This is a genomic window from Cobetia sp. D5 (assembly GCF_035666195.1).
GTDB lineage: Bacteria > Pseudomonadota > Gammaproteobacteria > Pseudomonadales > Halomonadaceae > Cobetia > Cobetia amphilecti.
Map to the genome: position 1 here is coordinate 3,068,887 of NZ_CP142020.1, position 17,833 is coordinate 3,086,719.

General features: G+C 59.3%; 14 protein-coding genes. 5 read left to right on the forward strand and 9 right to left on the reverse strand.

Annotated elements, in window-relative coordinates:
• Positions 1-6: 6 nt before the first annotated feature.
• Entirely contained in the window at positions 7-1,098 is a 1,092-nt protein-coding gene (locus U0O11_RS12795) for a TRAP transporter substrate-binding protein (protein ID WP_324690388.1), read from the reverse strand.
• Between the two features lie 487 nt (positions 1,099-1,585).
• Here U0O11_RS12795 and pdxR point away from each other — a divergent pair, with 487 nt between their 5' ends.
• Positions 1,586-3,190 (forward strand): MocR-like pyridoxine biosynthesis transcription factor PdxR, encoded by a 1,605-nt coding sequence (pdxR, locus tag U0O11_RS12800; protein ID WP_324690389.1) that lies wholly within the window; start codon positions 1,586-1,588, stop codon positions 3,188-3,190.
• A gap of 224 nt (positions 3,191-3,414) precedes the next feature.
• On the opposite strand, the gene U0O11_RS12805 is transcribed toward pdxR, so the two are convergent.
• The 3 genes from U0O11_RS12805 to thiO all read right to left on the reverse strand — a co-directional run bounded on the left by U0O11_RS12805 (position 3,415) and on the right by thiO (position 6,760).
• Complete coding sequence (locus U0O11_RS12805) at positions 3,415-4,878, reverse strand: NAD(P)/FAD-dependent oxidoreductase (RefSeq protein ID WP_324690391.1); 1,464 nt, start codon at positions 4,876-4,878, stop codon at positions 3,415-3,417.
• A gap of 116 nt (positions 4,879-4,994) precedes the next feature.
• Complete coding sequence (locus tag U0O11_RS12810; RefSeq protein ID WP_324690393.1) at positions 4,995-5,381, reverse strand: nuclear transport factor 2 family protein; 387 nt, start codon at positions 5,379-5,381, stop codon at positions 4,995-4,997.
• A 239-nt stretch (positions 5,382-5,620) separates the two neighbouring features.
• Positions 5,621-6,760 carry a glycine oxidase ThiO gene (thiO, locus tag U0O11_RS12815; RefSeq protein WP_324690395.1) on the reverse strand — a complete coding sequence of 380 codons (1,140 nt, stop codon included), beginning with the start codon at positions 6,758-6,760 and terminating at the stop codon, positions 5,621-5,623.
• A 171-nt stretch (positions 6,761-6,931) separates the two neighbouring features.
• On the opposite strand from thiO, the gene U0O11_RS12820 reads away from it, so the two are divergent.
• Positions 6,932-8,047, forward strand: a complete 1,116-nt coding sequence (locus tag U0O11_RS12820; RefSeq protein ID WP_324690397.1) for an AAA family ATPase — start codon at positions 6,932-6,934, stop codon at positions 8,045-8,047.
• The gene (locus U0O11_RS12825) at positions 8,044-9,792 is read left to right on the forward strand and encodes a cobaltochelatase CobT-related protein (protein ID WP_324690399.1); all 1,749 of its coding nucleotides are present in this window, start codon (positions 8,044-8,046) and stop codon (positions 9,790-9,792) included. The genes U0O11_RS12820 and U0O11_RS12825 overlap by 4 nt, the downstream gene beginning before the upstream one ends.
• Before the next feature lie 35 nt (positions 9,793-9,827).
• Here U0O11_RS12825 and U0O11_RS12830 read toward each other — a convergent pair whose 3' ends face one another.
• From U0O11_RS12830 to xsc, 5 genes are all read right to left on the reverse strand, one after another.
• Entirely contained in the window at positions 9,828-11,525 is a 1,698-nt protein-coding gene (locus tag U0O11_RS12830; RefSeq protein WP_324690401.1) for a DUF2326 domain-containing protein, read from the reverse strand.
• Positions 11,516-11,740 carry an ABC-three component system middle component 6 gene (locus U0O11_RS12835; protein ID WP_324690403.1) on the reverse strand — a complete coding sequence of 75 codons (225 nt, stop codon included), beginning with the start codon at positions 11,738-11,740 and terminating at the stop codon, positions 11,516-11,518. Before U0O11_RS12835 ends, U0O11_RS12830 begins: the two co-directional genes overlap by 10 nt.
• On the reverse strand, positions 11,727-12,275 hold the full coding sequence (locus tag U0O11_RS12840; protein WP_324690405.1) for a hypothetical protein: 549 nt from the start codon (positions 12,273-12,275) through the stop codon (positions 11,727-11,729). Before U0O11_RS12840 ends, U0O11_RS12835 begins: the two co-directional genes overlap by 14 nt.
• Positions 12,276-12,677: 402 nt before the next feature.
• Positions 12,678-13,694 carry a phosphate acetyltransferase gene (gene pta / locus U0O11_RS12845; RefSeq protein WP_324690407.1) on the reverse strand — a complete coding sequence of 339 codons (1,017 nt, stop codon included), beginning with the start codon at positions 13,692-13,694 and terminating at the stop codon, positions 12,678-12,680.
• Positions 13,695-13,858: 164 nt separating this feature from the next.
• Positions 13,859-15,679 carry a sulfoacetaldehyde acetyltransferase gene (xsc, locus tag U0O11_RS12850; RefSeq protein ID WP_235506947.1) on the reverse strand — a complete coding sequence of 607 codons (1,821 nt, stop codon included), beginning with the start codon at positions 15,677-15,679 and terminating at the stop codon, positions 13,859-13,861.
• A gap of 253 nt (positions 15,680-15,932) precedes the next feature.
• On the opposite strand from xsc, the gene U0O11_RS12855 reads away from it, so the two are divergent.
• Entirely contained in the window at positions 15,933-16,784 is an 852-nt protein-coding gene (locus U0O11_RS12855) for an IclR family transcriptional regulator (RefSeq protein WP_084589193.1), read from the forward strand.
• A gap of 121 nt (positions 16,785-16,905) precedes the next feature.
• Positions 16,906-17,790: a DMT family transporter gene (locus U0O11_RS12860; protein ID WP_324690412.1), complete on the forward strand. Its 885-nt coding sequence runs from the start codon at positions 16,906-16,908 to the stop codon at positions 17,788-17,790.
• The last annotated feature ends 43 nt before the right edge of the window (positions 17,791-17,833 follow it).

Sequence of the window (17,833 nt, forward strand, 5' to 3'; positions counted from 1 at the left end):
AGTTCATCAGGGCGCGGTGGACGGATCACGTCCGAGGGTCTCGAGCACCTCGACCAGCTTGTCGCGGCCGCCGATGCTGTCATAGAAGTCCGGCCAGATGCTGGAGGCCTTGGCGATCCATTCCTGCTCGTCATTGGCGGGCTGGGTGATGGTCATGCCGTGCTCTTCCACCAGTGATTTCTTGATGGAATCCTCGGTGGCCAGCAGGTAGTCATAGCTGTGCGACGTCGCCTCTTCACCAGCGGCCAGCACCAGTTGCTGATTCTCTTCGCTGAGGCTCTGGAAGGTGCCTTCGCCCATGATCAGCGGTTCCATCGAGAACACGTAACAGCTGTCGGTGACGTGGTTCTGCACCTCATAGAACTTCATGGCATCGATGGTGATGTAGGGATTGTCCTGACCATCGACGACGCCCTGTTGCAGGGCGGTGAAGGTCTCGGACCACGCCAGCGGGTTCGGGTTGACGCCCCAGGACTGGTAGGAGGAGATCATGATCTCGTTCTTGGGCACGCGAATGACCATGCCTTCCAGGTCTTCCGGTGAGGCGACCGCCTGCTTGGAATTGGTCAGACGACGACAGCCGGAATAGGCCCAGCCCAGAATGCGGATACCGGAATCGCGCAGGGTGTTCTCGCGCAGCTCATCGCCTATCTTGCCTTGCGTCAGCGCCTTGGCATCGTCCGGGCCGTGGATGACATACGGCAGGGTCAGCACGCCGACGGTCGGCGAGAATGGTGTCAGGTTGTTGATCGCCACCACGGACAGGTCAACAAGCCCCATGCTGGCGTTGTTGACGGTATCCTGCTCGCTGCCCAGCTGGCCGTTGGGGAACAGGTCCACCTTGATGTCGCCACCGGATTTCTCTTCCACCAGGCTTGCGAAGGTCTTGCCCAGTTCATACTGGGTGCCGCCGGCCGCATCGCCGAGGGCCATCTTCCAGGTCGCGGCATTGGCGCCGGCGGTCATGCCCAGGCTCGCGGCAGCCACCGCGATGGCCAGCGTGGACTTGAAGGCACTGGTGCGAGATACGCTGGTGCGAGATACGCTGGTGCGAGTCAGCAAGCGGAGGTCTGAAAGGGTCTGTGTCGAGTCGATCATCTTGTCTGTCCCGTCGTTATTGTTGTTGCGGGCTCCTGACGGCTGCGCGTGATAGCGAGCGGGGTACTGCACCTCATATCGTCAATGACTTCGCGTCTGCACCACTATCCTGCAGCGCCTCATGCCATTCACGATTGCCATCACCTGCTCATCTACAGCCCCAGGAAAGGGAGTGTGAAGTCGCGTCGTGCTTGAACTGTGCTTTCGTTGTACCTGCCAGATCACTTTCTCCCCGTGCGCCATTCCTCGATAGAACCAGTCCGTCGGCATCGATGGGGCCAGTCCCGGCTGGCTATTGCTCTCCCGACGGGGGTCTGCCTCAATGAAGCCGTACCGGTGGCTGCCACCTCAGGGCAGGCAGCGCCCCGCGCGCCACTCACTGACGGCGCACCGCGGGGCAAGCAGGTACAGAAAATGCATATAAAACGGGCACTTCCGCTGGAAAGTCCTCGTGACGACACGCTCGCGAAAACAATAGAGAACACGCATGAGCCACCCGCTGTTTCACCTCGATTCCTCGCGCAAGGAAAGCCTGCAATTCCAGATTCGCGAGCAGATTTCCCAGGCGATTCTCGAAGGCCATCTGCCACGTGATGTCGCGCTGCCCTCCAGTCGCAAGCTGGCCCGCGAGCTGAATGTCGCGCGCAATACCGTGATGCTGGCCTATGAGCAGTTGCTGGAAGACGGCTTTCTGATCGCGCGCGAGCGCAGCGGTTACTTCATCAATCCCGAGATTCTCAAGGGCCGCGCCGACACGCCGGTGCGCCTCAATGACATCGAGGCCGACAGCCTCGACTGGGATGAGCGGCTGGCCTTCAAGCCCTCTGTGCAGCGCGCCATCGAGAAGCCCGGCGACTGGCACCAGTACGACTACCCCTTCCTCTATGGCCAGCTGGACCCGGAATTCTTCCCCACCCAGCACTGGCGCGAATGCAGCCGCGACTCCATGAGCGTGCCGTCGATTCGCAGCTGGTCGGTGGATCACCTCAACAATGACGACCCGCTGCTGATCGAGCAGATCCACCAGCGGTTGCTGCCGCGCCGCGGTGTCTGGGCAAGCCCGGAGGAAATCCTGATCACGGTGGGCACCCAGCAGGCGCTGTGGATCAGCTGCATGCTGCTGCTCAAGCAGGGTCAGCGCTTCGCGATGGAGAACCCCGGCTACGTCGACATGTACAACATCGCCAGCACCTTCACCGATGACATCCAGCTGCTGCCCATCGACGACAAGGGCATGCAGCCGCTGGAATCGCTCAAGGACTGCCGCCTGGTATATGTCACGCCCAGCCACCAGTCGCCGACGACCATCACCCTGCCGCTCGAGCGCCGCCGCCAGCTGCTGGACATGGCCGAGACCGGCAACTTCCTGATCATCGAGGACGACTACGAGAGCGAGAGCAACTACGCCGACAACCCGACACCCGCGCTCAAGAGCCTCGACCGCCACAAGCGCGTCATCTATGTCGGCAGCCTCTCCAAGACCCTCGCCCCCGGTCTGCGTCTGGGCTACATGGTCGCGCACCCGACCCTGATTCGAGAGGCCCGCGCCCTGCGCCGCCTGATGCTGCGCCATCCGCCGACCAACAATCAGCGTGCGGTGGGACTCTTCATCGCGCGCGGCTATCACGACAGCCTGATCAATCAGATGCACCAGGTGATGCAGCGTCGCTTCCTGCTGATGCGTGACGCCATCCAGCGCCATCTACCGATGATGAGCACGCCGGCCACCTACGGCGGCTCCTGCTTCTGGATGCACGGCCCGAAGAGCCTGAATGCCCACCGCCTGGCCGACCTCGCCCGCGAGCAGAGCATCCTGATCGAGGTCGGTGACCTGCACTTCTTCTGTGATCGCGACAGCCACCGCCACTACTTCCGGCTTGGCTTCTCGGCGATTCCGGAATCACGCATCGAAGCCGGCATCCTCAAGCTGGCCGCGCTGGTGCCACAGGCGATGGAGGAGGCGCCGTCAGTTGCGGGCGCAGAGACAGAAGCACCGGAGACGGACGCACCGGAAACACAAGCACAGCCATTACCCCCTCAGCCCGCCCTGCCCACTCCCCACGGCGCATCACACCGGCAGCGCGCCAGCTAGCCTGCCCCTTGCGAGGGGATGAAAGGCGAGGAGATGAAAGGCAAGGAGAAGAAAGGCGAGACGAGCCGCCGTATCGGCCATGGCTGAGGCAAACCCTACTCATTCCCCAAGCAACAAATACCCTGATCATTATCTTCTAGATAACAAAGATGCTCCCGCACTGATCATGAAATCGATCAATGCGGGAGCATTCTGGTCATCGTGGCATCAGTGGCGAGTCACACCTACTGCGCCTCATCCTTCATCGCGTACCAGCGATACAGGCAACGCTGGCCGGTACGGCGGAACGGTGCGAACAGCGGGGATTCGACCTTGTTGAGCACATTGGGGTACGGCAGACGTGACTGGAAGATCGGCAGTATCAGGTCCGCCGCGTCCTTGGCGATCCACTGGGCGAGGCGCTTGCCCGCCTGGGCGGAATACATCACGCCGTTGCCGCCATAGCCCATGGCGTAATAAATGCTCTGCTTGGGGTCCGGCTGATGGATGCGCGGCATCATGTCGTGGCTGACATCCACCCAGCCCCACCAGGAGTAATCGACCTCGATGCCGCTCAGCGCGGGGAACTTGCGATGCATGTCGGCGATCAGCAGCTGCTCGTACTGCGCCTTGGGCGCATCACGCCCCGAGACGGCACTGCGACTACCGATCTGCAAGCGGTTGTCCGGCAGCAGGCGGTAGTAGTGGCGCAGCACGCGGGTGTCGGTGAGCACCTGGTGGGTATGGAAGCGGGTCGCCTCGATTTCCTGCGCCGTCAGCGGGCGCGTCACCAGCGAGTTGGAAAGCACCGGCATCAGACGCTTGTCGAGCTCCGGATGCAGCTTGCCGGAGGTGTAGCCGCCAGTCGCCATGCCCACCGAGCGCGCCTTGACCACGCCACCCGGCGTCGTCAGATAGTGCACGCCATCGCGGGTCTCCCAGCTCTCCACCGGACTTGCCGGGTGCACCTTGACGCCCAGGCGGCGCGCCTTGCGCAGATAGCCGAAGGCCAACTTGCCCGGGTGCACGCCGATACCTTCCGGCTCGTGCATCGCACCGCAGGCCTCTTCATCACCGACCCACTCATTGCGCACCGTGGCGCCATCGATGATGCGGGCATCGTAGTTGAAGGTCTCGCGCAACAGGCGCGCTTCCTTCTCCAGCCCCGGCATCATGCGCTCGCGGTGGGCGATATACAGATGGCCGCCCGGCTGCGGATCGCAGTCGATGTCCTTGATCAGCTCCTTGAAATTCTCCATGCCCTCGACGCACTCGCGGTGCAGGCCGTAGGCGGCCTCGAGGCCGTAACGCTCGATCCACTGCGAGCGCTTGAGGCGGCCGGTGGCACACTGCGCCTGACCGCCATTGCGGGTCGAACAGCCCCAGCTGACCCGATTGGCCTCCAGCACGGTGGCCTTGATGCCGTACTTCTCGGCCAGCACGATGGCGGCGGTCAGGCCCGTGAAGCCGGAGCCGACGATCACCACATCGGCGTCGATATCGCCCATCACCGGGCCATCGTCTGCCGGCGGCTCGCCGGCGGTGGCGACCCAGTAGGTCGGCGCATAGTCGCGCCCTTCGCCGGGTGTGGCGCTCACCAGCGGGTCGTAGGCCGGGTCATACGGCCGCGAGGCCTGAGTGGCCGGGCGCTGCTCTGGCTCATTGCCCATGTCCGACGGCCGGGCGCCGTGCTGCACGATAGTTTCCATCTCGAACACCTCCTCTCACCCACGGGGCGCACGCCATGACCTGACGCCATGACGTGCTGCCCCCGGGGCAAAGACAGCTTCAGAAACCTCTTCCCTGATCGGTGCGCCGCTGGCGCTCAGACGTTGACGGGCGGACGGTTCTTGCGGAAGGCGTTCTTGGTCGCGATCTTGCCGTCTCGCAGCGTGAAGGCGTCGATCATGCGCGCTTCGCTACGCGCGCCATCGGCAGTGGTGCCGGTATAGGTGCTGATGACGAAGCCACGCTCGCCATCGGCGAAGATTTCCGCGTCGATCCACTGGGCATCCGGCGCGTTCTGCCAGGCGGCGGAGAGGCCCGCACGCACGGCGTCCTGACCGGCGAAGGTCTTGCCTTCGAGTTCCGGCCCGGCGATGGCGAGGAATTCGCAGTCATCGGTCATCATCGACAGGCAGTCGTCGATGTCGTGACGGTTGAGGGCATCGCAGAAGGCGGTCAGCAGTTCGATGGTGGCTTGGTGAGTCATGGGTCGGGCTCCGCAGTCTTGTTGTTGGGCTTGTTTTTGAGCTGATGAGCGGCAGCAAGCGCTGCGCCATGACCCGAGACTACGCCGACACTTGCACCGCCCTTTAGCACCAGTTGGCTGCCACCGATTGGGCCAGTTGGCACGAGCGGGGCTGCCCTGGTGCCAACTGGTCCCATCGCGCCGCGCTGATGCTGTACCAAGGCCGTCCAAGCGCCGCCCTAGCGCCGCCCTCGGGCGACTCAGCCTGCGAGGGCCGTGGGCGCTGCCACGCCCGGTGGCGTGAAGGCCTCCGCTGACATGAAGCTCTCGCGCCCGAGCAGGATGTCACTGAGCAGGCGCGTGGCGGCGGGCGCCAGCACCAGGCCATTGCGGTAGTGACCGGCATTCACGTAGAGGCCATCAAGCCCCGGCACCGCGCCGATGAAGGGCGTGCCATCCGGCGTGCCCGGACGCAGGCCGGCCCAGTGATGCTCCGGCGTCAGCTCACCCAGAGCCGGCAGAATGCTCGCGGCGCTGGCATGCAGCGACTCGCGCGCCTGCGCGGTGGTGGACTTGTCGAAGTCCTGATGCTCCAGGGTCGAGCCGATCAGAATCCGCCCATCGGCGCGCGGAATCACGTAGCGGCCATCGCACAGCACCACCCGCGACAGCAGCGGCGCATCCACACTGCAAAGCCCCGCCGCCACCGGATTGAACACCATCATCTGGCCCTTCACCGGGCGCACCGGCAGCAGCACGCCGGCGGCCGCCAGCAGCCTGCCACTCCAGGCGCCGCCACACACCACGACGTTGTCTGCGCTGAGGGTCTCATCAACAAGCCGGACGCCCGTGACACGCGACGGCGTGGCAAGCACCAGCTGCGTGACCTCACAGTCTTCACGCACCCGGATACGCGGGTGCGCCAGCAGACGCGCACGCAGCGCCTGACCGAGTCGCGGATTGCGGATGCTGCCGAGTGTCGGCATCCACAGCGCCTGCTGATGGCCACTGGCCAGATGCGGCTCGCGCGCGTAGAGCGCCTCACGCTCGATCACCTCCAGCGGCTTGTGCTGGGTACGCGCCCAGTCCAGCGCCAGCGCCTCATCCTCGACCCGCAGATAGATCAGGCCCTTCTGGCGGTATTCGGGGTCGATGCCGGTGGCGTCCTTGAGCGCCTCGGCAAGTCTCGGGTATTCGCCTTCTGACCAGCGTGACAGTGACGAGATGGCGCTCGAATAGCGCCACGGATACAGCGGCGAGACGATACCGCCACCGGCCCACGATGCCTCGCGTCCGCACTGACCGCGCTCCAGCAGCGTGACCGTCTGGCCGGCCTCGGCCAGCTGCCACGCCATCATCATGCCCATCACGCCGCCACCAATGATCAGGGTATCGCTCATCTGCCTTGCTCCTGCGGGGAATGAACAATCACAAATCTCATATTTCGATACGATTTGCATTATTTTTAGAAACAAAGCTATATTCACAGCATTGCCGCCGCCCGGTTTGCCTGTCTCCCCGCGACAGGTCCACCGGGCAGCCACCAACAAGAATGACGAGGGAGACACCCCGTGAGCGACGCCACCTTGACGCATTCCAGCAGTGATGCAAGCTCTACCAATGAGGCAAATCCTGCCAGCGATGCAGGCCCCGCCGCCTCTGCCGAGCAGCCGCTGCCCGCCGGCCAGTTGCAGCCCACCGAGCTGCGCGGCGTGCGCGAGCTGTTCGGCATCGACAGTGACCTCAAGGTGCCGGTATTTCTGGAGCGCGACGCCCACGTGCCGGAGATCGATCACGCCTATCGCTTCAATCCCGATGTCACCCTCGCCATCCTCGCCGGCTTCACCAACAACCGCCGCGTGATGGTTCAGGGCCTGCACGGCACCGGCAAATCGACCCATATCGAGCAGATCGCCGCGCGCCTCAACTGGCCGTGCCTGCGCGTCAATCTCGATGGCCATGTCAGCCGACTGGATCTGGTCGGCAAGGACGCCATCGTGATTCGCGACGGCGTGCAGGTCACCGAGTTCCAGGAAGGCATCGTGCCCTGGTCGCTGACCCGCCCCATCGCGCTGATCTTCGATGAGTACGATGCCGGCCGTCCGGACGTGATGTTCGTCATCCAGCGCATTCTGGAGCGCGACGGCCACTTCACGCTGCTCGATCAGAACCGCGTGATTCGCCCGCATCCGCAGTTCCGGTTGTTCGCCACCGCCAATACCGTCGGGCTTGGCAATCAGGATGGGCTCTATCACGGCACCCAGCTGCTCAACCATGCGCAGATCGACCGCTGGAACATCGTCGCCAAGCTGGATTACCTGCCGCGTGAGGAAGAGGTGAAGATCGTGCTGGCGCGCGTGCCCGCCAAGGACAACGAGCGAGGCCGCGCCCTGATTCGCGCGATGGTCGCGGTGGCCGACCTCACCCGCAAGGGCTTCGCCAATGGCGACCTGTCGAGCCTGATGTCGCCGCGCACCGTGATCACCTGGGCGGAGAACTGCGAGATTTTCCGCAATCCGGCGCTGGCCTTCCGTCTCTCCTACCTCAACAAGTGCGATGAGCATGAGCGCCCGCTGGTCGCCGAGTTCTATCAGCGCTGTTTCGCCAAGGAACTGGAGGAATCCGCGGCGCTGATGGAGAGCGACCTGATGGATGAACAGGACAGCGACAAGGGAGCCCGGGCATGAGTGCGGCCCAGCAGGTACGCCGTCGTCAGCAGTATCTCGAGGAGCTTTCTGCGGCGAGTCTCGGGGCACTCAGCGGTCAGGCCGGCTGGGCCTATCGGGGGCGGCGCCTGAGTCGGCATGCTCAGGCGTTGCCATTGCGCACGCCGCATCTGCGCCTTGAGGAAGATGATTGCACGCTCGACAACTATCGCGCGGTCAGCGATGCCATCGCGCTGCGCCTGGTTCACACCGACGAGGCGTTGCATCTGGCGGCGCGTCCGGCGCTGCCGGAAACGCGCCTGATCTATGACCTGCTGGAGCAGCTGCGCGTCGAGGCGCTGGTCGACCCCGACATGCCCGGCGTGAAGGAGAATCTGGCGCGGCGCTTCACCGACTGGTGCCTGGCCTTCTATCACGCGGGCCTGACCGAGACGAGCAGCGGCATCCTCATCTACAGCGTCATCCAGTCGTGCTGGTCGCGCCTGATGGCCTGTGCGGTGATCCACGAGACGGAGGATTACATCGAGACGACGCGCGCCTCCTTCTATCAGGCGCTGGGCGCTGACATGGCGGGGCTAAGACGCACGCGTTTCGATCAGGCGGCCTATCAGCAGCATGCGCTGAACATCAGCCTGTGGCTGGAGCAGGAACTGGCCGCATCGCTGGAGGAGCAGGACGGCGAGGAGGATGACGAGTCTGAGGCCAGTCAGCGCTTCGCGCTGTTTCTGGAAAACGAGGATGAGGAAGCGAGCCTGCTCGAGGAGCAGGCGGCGTCGCAGCTGCCGAGCCATCGGCGTGGCGCGCCGGAGGAATTGCTGCCCTATCAGGTGTTCACCACGGCCTATGACCGCGAGCTGGAACCGGCCAGGCGCATGCGCGCGGCCCTGCTCGATGAGTATCGTCAGGCGCTGGATACGCGTCTGGCGGAGCAGAAGATCAACGTGCGGCGCCTGGCACGTCAGCTGGCGCGCCATTTCAGCTCGCCGCAGCGTGAGGGCTGGCACTTCGGGGAGGAGGAAGGAATCATCGATGGGCGGCGGCTGAGTCAGGTGATTTCCTCGCCGGCCGAGCGGCGGGTCTTCCAGCGCGAGCGCTGGGTGCCCGAGGCCAGTGCGCAGGTCAGCTTCCTGATCGACTGCTCCGGTTCGATGAAGGTGCATGGCGAGGCGGTGGCGATGCTGATCGAGATACTCACCCGCGCGCTCGACATGGCCGGTGTGCCCACCGAGGTGCTCGGCTTCACCACTGGCGCCTGGAATGGCGGCCGCGCCCTGAAGGACTGGCGACGCGCCGGCAAGCCCGCACGTCCGGGTCGCCTGAATGAAGTGCAGTATCTGGTCTTCAAGCCCGCCTCACTGGCGTGGCGACGTGCGCGCCGCAACTTCGGCGCCCTGCTCAAGGCCGATCTCTACCGCGAAGGCGTGGATGGCGAAGCCGTGCAATGGGCCTGCTCACGACTCGCCGATAACAGTACTGCCGACGAAGGCGCGCGCCGTCTGCTGGTCGTCATCTCCGATGGCAGCCCCTGTGACAGCGCCACCAACATGGCCAATGATGAACAGTACCTCGACAGCCACCTCAAGCAGGTGGTCGCGCAACAGACCCGCTCCGGCCGCCAGGCCATCCTCGGCCTCGGCGTCGGGCTGGACCTCAGCGCCTACTACCCCAACCAGCTGATCATCGACCTCGAACGCACCCTCGACAACGCCCTCGCCGATGAAATCGTGTATCACATGGCGCTGGCGTGTCGGCATCAGGGGATGTGATCTATACAAGAATCACAGAAATTCCTTTGATTTATTTATATCTTAAAGAATTTATCATTCTCTGACAGCTCTAAAACTGTAGATTCTTCTAAGTATCCAGAAAAGTTTTGACCTGCTATTTTATCCCTCATCAAAGCAATAATATATTGACCATCTAGCTTATCCGCTGCTTTAAAAATATCATGTACTTGATTAACATCAACGTCTTCAATACTATCATGCACGACAAATGTAGGTCTTTTTAACCCCACTTCCTTAACTAACTTTATATAAGCCATGTCGAAAGCACTAAGTTCGCCTTTCTTTTTTCCCCCTGTAGAGTTCGGCGTTACACTAACAACTTCAAAACTACATCTCTCTTTCTCAGAGTCAAAATTTAAATCAAAAATGTATCTTTCATCATAAAAACATTTGCTTAGCTCGCCAAAAAGCCTATTAAAGTGGCTAACATTACTATTTAGACTATCTGTGTTACTTTGTATCCTTTCTACAACTTTTTGCTTTTGTTTCTCTAGTTCAGCAAGTGATGCTTTAACTTCTTCTATCCTATTGAGTAATGTATTAGCCTTTGCTATCTCCTCTTTAACATTTGACAGCTTCTGATATAGCGTAGCTATAGATTTTAATACTGAGGGCTCCTTTATATGCTGAAGTAATTCCGATTCATGTTTCTGTAAGCTTGATATTTCTTCCCGCAAATTCTCTTCTTCTTCTAGACACTCTGTTATACCGGCATTAATATAAGAAATCTTATTATTTATAACCTTGTTATGAAAAATCATAAGATCTTCCATTGACCGCAATAGATCTTCATTTATAGACACTTTAGCATCTAGATATATATCTTGCAGGTATTTCCCGTTAATACTTGTTGAGTTCTCCTTCAGGCTTTCTATAGATTTATTTAAGTACAACGACTTAGACTTTACTTTAGAATACCTTATGGTTAAATCCGATATTTCACTTTGAATTTTAACTAATGATTTCACATTATCATCTTGAGTTCCAGTAAAGTCATAACTTTCGATCCTTTCGATGATCTCTTTCTCTTCTGTATGTAATGGAACTATCATTTTCTTCAACACACTTTCTTTATAAGGCTGCCGATAAGCAGACAACTGTTGACTGCTAGAGGCTATATCTAGATTTAGTTTAGCCTTTTTCTTTAATAGGTCCAAATCCGAAAAACCGAAAAGAAAGAGGTATAACTGATCATAAACATCGTGCTTTGTTGTAGGGAATAAGAACTTTGTAGTATTTTGCATTTTATAGTTTGTATTTCTAATAAACTTATTAGAAACAGTACGTACAGTAGGCTTCTCGGAGCTCAATCCAAACACTTGAGAAGCCACTATACTTTCGTAATCTTTTTTATTGGATTTTTTCAAACCAATATAATATTCAGACTTAGCAGCAGTTAGAGTAAGCGTTCGTCCTATTGTATAATTTTTCTTATCGTAACCAATAAACTTTAGCTCAACTAAAATTCTATTATTTTTTATAAAATCTACTACTTGAGGTATAGGATTATTATGCTCACTCTCAGTATATATTTCTTTACCACTAGACAAAAAGATATAGTCCAGCAAGCGAGATAATGTAGACTTACCTACACTATTACCTGATGCTTGGTCAGGATTAGCAGAGTTAACTATAATATTGAGACCTTTTTTAAAAGAAATCTCACGAAGAATATTATTATTTTTAAAAACAGTAAGGCTGATTAAAAACATACAAGTCTCTCGTCATCATTTAAGTTAACAGCGCCAATAGCATACAGCCAGTCCAATGTGTAAACATATACATCATATGAAATGCCATAACTATTCTTTAACACATTGTAGAGCTCATCCAGCTCTACTTCGCCTGCATTATCCGCTATATATGTTAGTATATGGGCACCTAAACTTACTGGATTGACTTCTGGGTCTGAATCAATCGTGATCATGAGGATTTTCCATAACAATACACTCAACTATACTATACCCAACAATTAGATTCACACCAAAGACAATGTCTTCTTCAAAATACCCATCCTGTAAATCTGAAGAATTCTTAACAAAAACCATTGTAGCGTGGGCCACATCCTCGACTATATTGTCCGAATTTTCTCTTAATTTATTTAGATCAAATGGATCGATTTCAATAGAGTATTTGCACAAAGAATCTGTATAGAAATCTTTCATCTGTCTTTTTAGCTTTCTACCACCATTCATGATGTTCCGATTAAGTTCCTTTATTGAGTCATCAACCAACAATGACTCTCCTCTATAATCTTTGAGATATCTTTTTGAACGTTTAAGATCATTGAGTTTTATTTTCACTTCTATGTCGGCTGGCTCACGCCTCAGATCATCCGCAGTAGCACTATTTGTCGCAATGATCTCGATGAGCTTTCCAATCACTGTAGGTCTACGTATAGAGGACTCATTTCTAATTGTAATTGGAGCTTTATTATCGGTAAAAGTTATATCGCCTGACATAACTAGCCTCTATTATCTATACTAACGGGCCCGGAATTGTCTTGAAAGAATTGCGACTTATCTCCTTGCACCAAGTTATTATATTTCAATGCAACTTCACTTACCTCATTCTTAAGAGTGATATTTTCTTTAACAACACGCTTTTTACTCAAATATTGAACAACAGCAATGATAGACGATACGACTGACAAAACAGTTACTCCAATATTTATCAAAGGAAGTCTTATAAACCCATATATAGAGTCCACTATATCCATTCACTTACCCTCTAGCTTTATAAATAACAGTAATTGCAAATTTACAATCGATCATGTAGTAGTATAGCATTAAGCCACTAAAGAAGGGTGAGATAAAATCTCACCCTTCTTTAACAAGTATATCTTTTACTAATTCATATGTCAGCTACGTACTTCTATATTGCTGTGCCTGAACAACAGTGACCGCAATGACATTGAGGATGTCGGCGGTGGAGCAGCCACGCGAGAGGTCGTTGGCGGGTTTGGCGAGGCCCTGGAGCAGCGGGCCGATGGCTTCTGCGCCGCCGATGCGTTCGGCGAGCTTGTAGCCGATATTGCCGGCTTCCAGATTGGGGAATACCAGCACGTTGGAGGTGCCTTTGACGCGGGAGGTGGGCAGCTTGCGCTCGGCGATTTCCGCCACGATGGCGGCGTCGAGCTGCACGTCTTCATCGATGGCAATATCCGGACGTTGCTCGCGTACCCGATGCGCGGCCTGCACCACCTTGTCCACCGAGGCGTGATGCGCGCTGCCATTGGTGGAGAACGACAGCATCGCCACCCGCGGGTCTTCCCCGAGCAGAGCCTGGGCGCTGTCGGCGGCGGCCAACGCGATCTGCGACAGCTCCTCGGCATCGGGGTCGATCACCAGCCCGCAGTCCGAAAAGATCATGCCGCCCTTCAGGTTGTGGAACGGCTTGCACAGCATCATCAGAAAGAAGCTGGAGACCAGCTTGCTGCCCGGCGCCAGCCCCAGCAGTTGAATGGCGGTGCGCACCACATCGGCAGTGGTGAGCACGGCGCCAGCCACCGAGCCATCCGCCAGCCCTTCGCGCACCAGCATGTTGGCGAACGTCAGCGGATCACGAATCTTCTCGGCGGCCTGCTCCGCCGTCATGCCCTTGGCCGCGCGATGCGCGTGCAGCGCCTCGGCAAGCCTGGCGGTGTGCTCGGAAGTGACGGGGTCGATCAACTCGAGCCGTGCCAGCGCCTGATCCTCAAGCCCGGCTTCTCTGGCGGTGGCGGCGATGACGATGGGGTCACCGACCACCATCACCTGCGCCAGGCCCTGCTCCGCCGCGCTCACCGCCGCCTGCACCACCCGCATGTCCTGCCCTTCGCAGAGCACGATACGCCGCGGGTCTGCCTTGGCCCGCGCCAGAATGTTGTTGAGTGCCTTCATGTCTGTCTCCTCGCTGCCCTTGCAGGCAGCCGACACATCCAAAAAGCCCCGGACATCTGAAATGGCCGGGGCAAGGGAGAGTTCCAGTCCTGCTTGCGCGTCGCGCTACACCCGCTTCATCGCGCTGCCATCCATGACCTGCACAGCGCGATCAGCGATGGGCGTTACACGTAATCCTGATACTTCTCGAGCAGACGCACCGGCTTCTTGAGGGCGTCGCGGCGGAACGGGTCGCCCAGTTCGCGAGTACACATCACCTCGATGACGCAGGTCTTGCCTTCGTTCATCTGCATGTCGATGGCCTTCTTGAGGGCCGGGCCCACGTCTTCCAGACGGTCGACGGTGATGCCTTCGGCACCCATGGAGCGCGCGATCTCGGCGAAGCTCTCGTTGTCCAGCTCACCGGCGACGAAGCGACGGTTGTAGAACTCGACCTGGTTCTTCTTCTCGGCGCCCCACTGACGGTTGTGGAAGACGACGGCCGTGACCGGAATGTCGTGACGCACGGCGGTCATGATTTCCATCAGGCTCATGCCCCAGGCGCCGTCACCGGCATAGGCGATGGCCGGACGTTCCGGCGCGGCAGTCTTGGCACCCATGATGGTCGGCAGCGCGTAGCCGCAGTTGCCGAAGCTCATCGGGGCGAAGAAGCTGCGCGGACGATCGAAGCGCAGGTAGCTGTGGGCCACGGAATTGATGTTGCCGATGTCGGTGGAGACCATGACATCTTCCGGCATGGCCTTTTCCAGCTCGCGCAGTACCTGACGCGGGTGCAGGTATTCGCCGCCGGAGAACGGCTTCTCGTCCTTGGCTTCTTCGATGGCGTCGAGGCTGAAGGCGTCCTTCTCGTGGGTCCAGGCATCCAGCTCGGCTTCCCAGGCGGCCTTCTCTTCACGAATCTGGGTCAGACGCGAATCCTTGGAGGCATCGCATTCCAGATTGCGACCGGACAGACGCTCGGTCAGGGCGATGGCCGCTTCACGCGCATCGCCGCAGATGCCGACGGAGATCTTCTTCACCAGGCCCAGCATCTTGTGGTCGGCGTCGATCTGGATGATCTTCGCGTCCTTCGGCCAGTAGTCCATGCCGTGCTGCGGCAGGGTACCGAACGGCCCGAGGCGCGTGCCCAGTGCGATGACGACATCGGCCTGGGAGATCAGCTTCATGCCCGCCTTGGAGCCCTGATAACCGAGCGGACCACACCACAGCGGGTGGCTGGCCGGGAAGGAATCGTTGTGCTGGTAGCTGTTGACCACCGGCGCGCCGAGACGCTCTGCCAGTGCCTTGCACTCCTCGACGCCATCGGCCATCACCACACCGCCACCGGAAACGATGACCGGGAACTTAGCGCTGGCCAGCAGCTCGGCTGCCTCATCCAGACTCTTGCTGCCACCCGGGCCGCGGTCGACACGTGCCGGCAGCGGAATCTCGCATTCGATCTCGCCGTAGAAGTAGTCACGCGGAATGTTGAGCTGGGTCGGGCCCATCTCGGACATGGCGCGGTCGAAGCAGCGACCGGTGTATTCCGCCATGCGCGACGGGTGGGTCACGTGGCCCTGGTACTTGGTGAATTCCTGGAACATCGGCAGCTGCTTGCATTCCTGGAAGCCACCCAGGCCGATGCCGGTGGTGCCGGCTTCCGGCGTGACGATGACCACCGGGCTGTGCGCCCAGTAAGCCGCCGCGATGCCGGTGACGCAGTTGGAGATGCCCGGGCCATTCTGGCCGATGACCATGCCGTGACGGCCGGAAACGCGAGCATAGCCATCGGCCATGTGGGCAGCGCCCTGCTCATGCACCACCGGAATGAGGCGAATGCCGGCCGGGGCGAAGATGTCCATCGCATCCATGAAGGCGGAGCCCATGATGCCGAACATGTCGGTGACGCCATTGGCGACCATGGTTTCCACGAAGGCCTCGGAAGGGGTCATCTTCTGCTTGCCCTGCACGACCTTGCGATTGTCTGCGCTGTCTTGAGTGCTCATGGCGTCTCCAACTCTAAATTTTATGTTTATTGATACATTTAGTTCCGATTACCGAAACATGTGACCAAAATTAGCCCTCGCCGCGCGGTCCGTCAAGCCCGATTTCGGAAAATGATCAAAAACACTCCTTTTTTAGAAACTTCTTTCGATGAATGGAGTACTGTTAAAGTAGGCACAGCAACGCAAGGCACTGACGGGCCGAGCGTTTCGGCGCCACACTGCCCAGCGCACGGATTGAAGGAGGGAATAGCCCATGAACAGTGCCACCCAGCCCCAGGCGAGCCTGCCGCGTGACCGCAAGGACGCTGACAGGGACACCGGCAAGGAAGGCAGCAAGATAGAAGGCGATACGCCCGCCCAGCGTCTGCTGGCGCTGCTGGAAGTGATCGCCGCCAAGGACCAGTTCTTCACCCTGCAGGGACTGGTGGAAGAGACCGGCCTGCCCAAGCCGACGCTGCACCGCATGCTGCAGCAGCTGGAAGGCAGCGGCATGCTGCAGCGCGAGGCGGACAACCGCCATTACAGCAAGGGCAGCCGCCTGCGCCGTCTGGCGGAGAACCTGCTGCTCAACGACACCGTGCAGGGCGCCCGCCACGGCGTGCTCAACCGGCTGATGGAAGAGGTCGGCGAGAGCTGCAACATCACGGCACTGTCCGGCAGCGAGGTGCTGTATCTGGACCGCGTCGAGACCCAGGCCCCGCTGCGCTTCTATCTGCACCCCGGTTCACGGGTGCCGGTGCATTGCTCCGCCAGCGGCAAGCTGTTTCTGGCCCAGATGCCGCCCGCCCAGCGCCGCCGCCTGCTGACCGGCACGCCGCTGAACGCGATGACACGCAATACCCTGACCGACATCGAGTCCGTCGAGGCCGAGATCGAGCAGGTCCGCCAGCAGGGCTTCGCGCTGGATGACGAGGAATTCCTGCCCGGTCTGGTGTGCATCGCGGTACTGGCGCCCAATCCCGATGGGCCCTCCAACATCGGCGTGGCGATCCAGGCACCGGTGATGCGCCAGTCGCGCGAGGACATGCTCAAGCATCTGCCGGCACTCGAGCGCGCCGCCCGCGATATCGCCGCCATCCAGCGCGGCGCGATACCCTCCGCCTGAGGCCAGCGGGCTGGAGCTGGGACTGGGAAAGAAGAGCGACAGGCACAAGGTCGTGCTTCCCGTGACGCGCATGAGGGGCTAGCCTAGCGGACTGCCTTTCACACGCCACGTCGAGAACACCATGTCCGCCAGCGATGCCTTGCGTCTTGTCCTGCTGTCCACCCTGTGGGGCATGTCTTTCATCTTCATGCGCGTGGCCGCGCCGGAATTCGGCCCGACCACGCTGATACTGCTGCGCATGGGCATCGGTGCGCTGGTACTGGCCCCGCTGCTGCTGGGCGCGGGACGCCTCAGGATGCTGTGGGAGCACAAGGGCCCACTTGCGGTGCTGGGACTGACCAGTCAGGCGCTGCCCTTCTGCCTGCTGGCGCTGGCCACCACCCAGCTGGAGGCCGGTTTCACCTCGCTGATCAATGCCACCACGCCGCTGTTCACCGCGCTGCTGGGCATGGCGCTGTTCGCCACGCCGATCCAGAAGCAGCAGTATCTCGGCCTGGCCGTGGCCTTCAGCGGCGTCTATGTGCTGTCGAGTAATCGCCTCGATTTCCAGCTCGGCGGTGATGGCTGGTTCATTCTCGCCGCCCTCGGCGCGACCTTCTGCTACGGCTTCGCCTCCAACTTCTCGCGCCAGCGCCTGAATCACCTGCCGGCGCCGGTACTGGCCGCGGGCAGCTCGATGATGTCGTCCCTGCTGTTGCTGATTCCGGGCCTGTGGATGTGGCCGACGACCAGCGTCAGCCTGGAAGCCTGGGGCAGCGCGATCGCACTGGCGGTGCTCAGCACCAGCCTCGCCTTCCTGATCTTCTTCCGCCTGCTGGCCAGTGCCGGCGCCACCGCGACCACCTCGGTGACCTTCCTGGTACCGGTCAGTGCGCTGCTGTGGGGCAACATGCTGCTCGATGAGGTGATCGATGCGCGCATCCTCACCGGCATGGGCATCACCCTGCTGGGCACCGCCATCGCCACCCGTCTGATTCGCCTGCCGACACGTCAGAAAGTCGCCTGACCGCTTGCCGCATGATGCAAAAAGGCCCGCCCCTGAACACGAG

Coding starts and splice junctions, on each gene's coding strand:
- U0O11_RS12840 (WP_324690405.1), bottom strand. CDS start 12,275: ATGTCAGGCGATATAACTTTTACCGATAATAAAGCTCCAATTACAATT.
- xsc (WP_235506947.1), bottom strand. CDS start 15,679: ATGAGCACTCAAGACAGCGCAGACAATCGCAAGGTCGTGCAGGGCAAG.
- U0O11_RS12830 (WP_324690401.1), bottom strand. CDS start 11,525: ATGTTTTTAATCAGCCTTACTGTTTTTAAAAATAATAATATTCTTCGT.
- pta (WP_324690407.1), bottom strand. CDS start 13,694: ATGAAGGCACTCAACAACATTCTGGCGCGGGCCAAGGCAGACCCGCGG.
- U0O11_RS12860 (WP_324690412.1), top strand. CDS start 16,906: ATGTCCGCCAGCGATGCCTTGCGTCTTGTCCTGCTGTCCACCCTGTGG.
- pdxR (WP_324690389.1), top strand. CDS start 1,586: ATGAGCCACCCGCTGTTTCACCTCGATTCCTCGCGCAAGGAAAGCCTG.
- U0O11_RS12835 (WP_324690403.1), bottom strand. CDS start 11,740: ATGATCACGATTGATTCAGACCCAGAAGTCAATCCAGTAAGTTTAGGT.
- U0O11_RS12855 (WP_084589193.1), top strand. CDS start 15,933: ATGAACAGTGCCACCCAGCCCCAGGCGAGCCTGCCGCGTGACCGCAAG.
- U0O11_RS12795 (WP_324690388.1), bottom strand. CDS start 1,098: ATGATCGACTCGACACAGACCCTTTCAGACCTCCGCTTGCTGACTCGC.
- thiO (WP_324690395.1), bottom strand. CDS start 6,760: ATGAGCGATACCCTGATCATTGGTGGCGGCGTGATGGGCATGATGATG.
- U0O11_RS12805 (WP_324690391.1), bottom strand. CDS start 4,878: ATGGAAACTATCGTGCAGCACGGCGCCCGGCCGTCGGACATGGGCAAT.
- U0O11_RS12825 (WP_324690399.1), top strand. CDS start 8,044: ATGAGTGCGGCCCAGCAGGTACGCCGTCGTCAGCAGTATCTCGAGGAG.
- U0O11_RS12810 (WP_324690393.1), bottom strand. CDS start 5,381: ATGACTCACCAAGCCACCATCGAACTGCTGACCGCCTTCTGCGATGCC.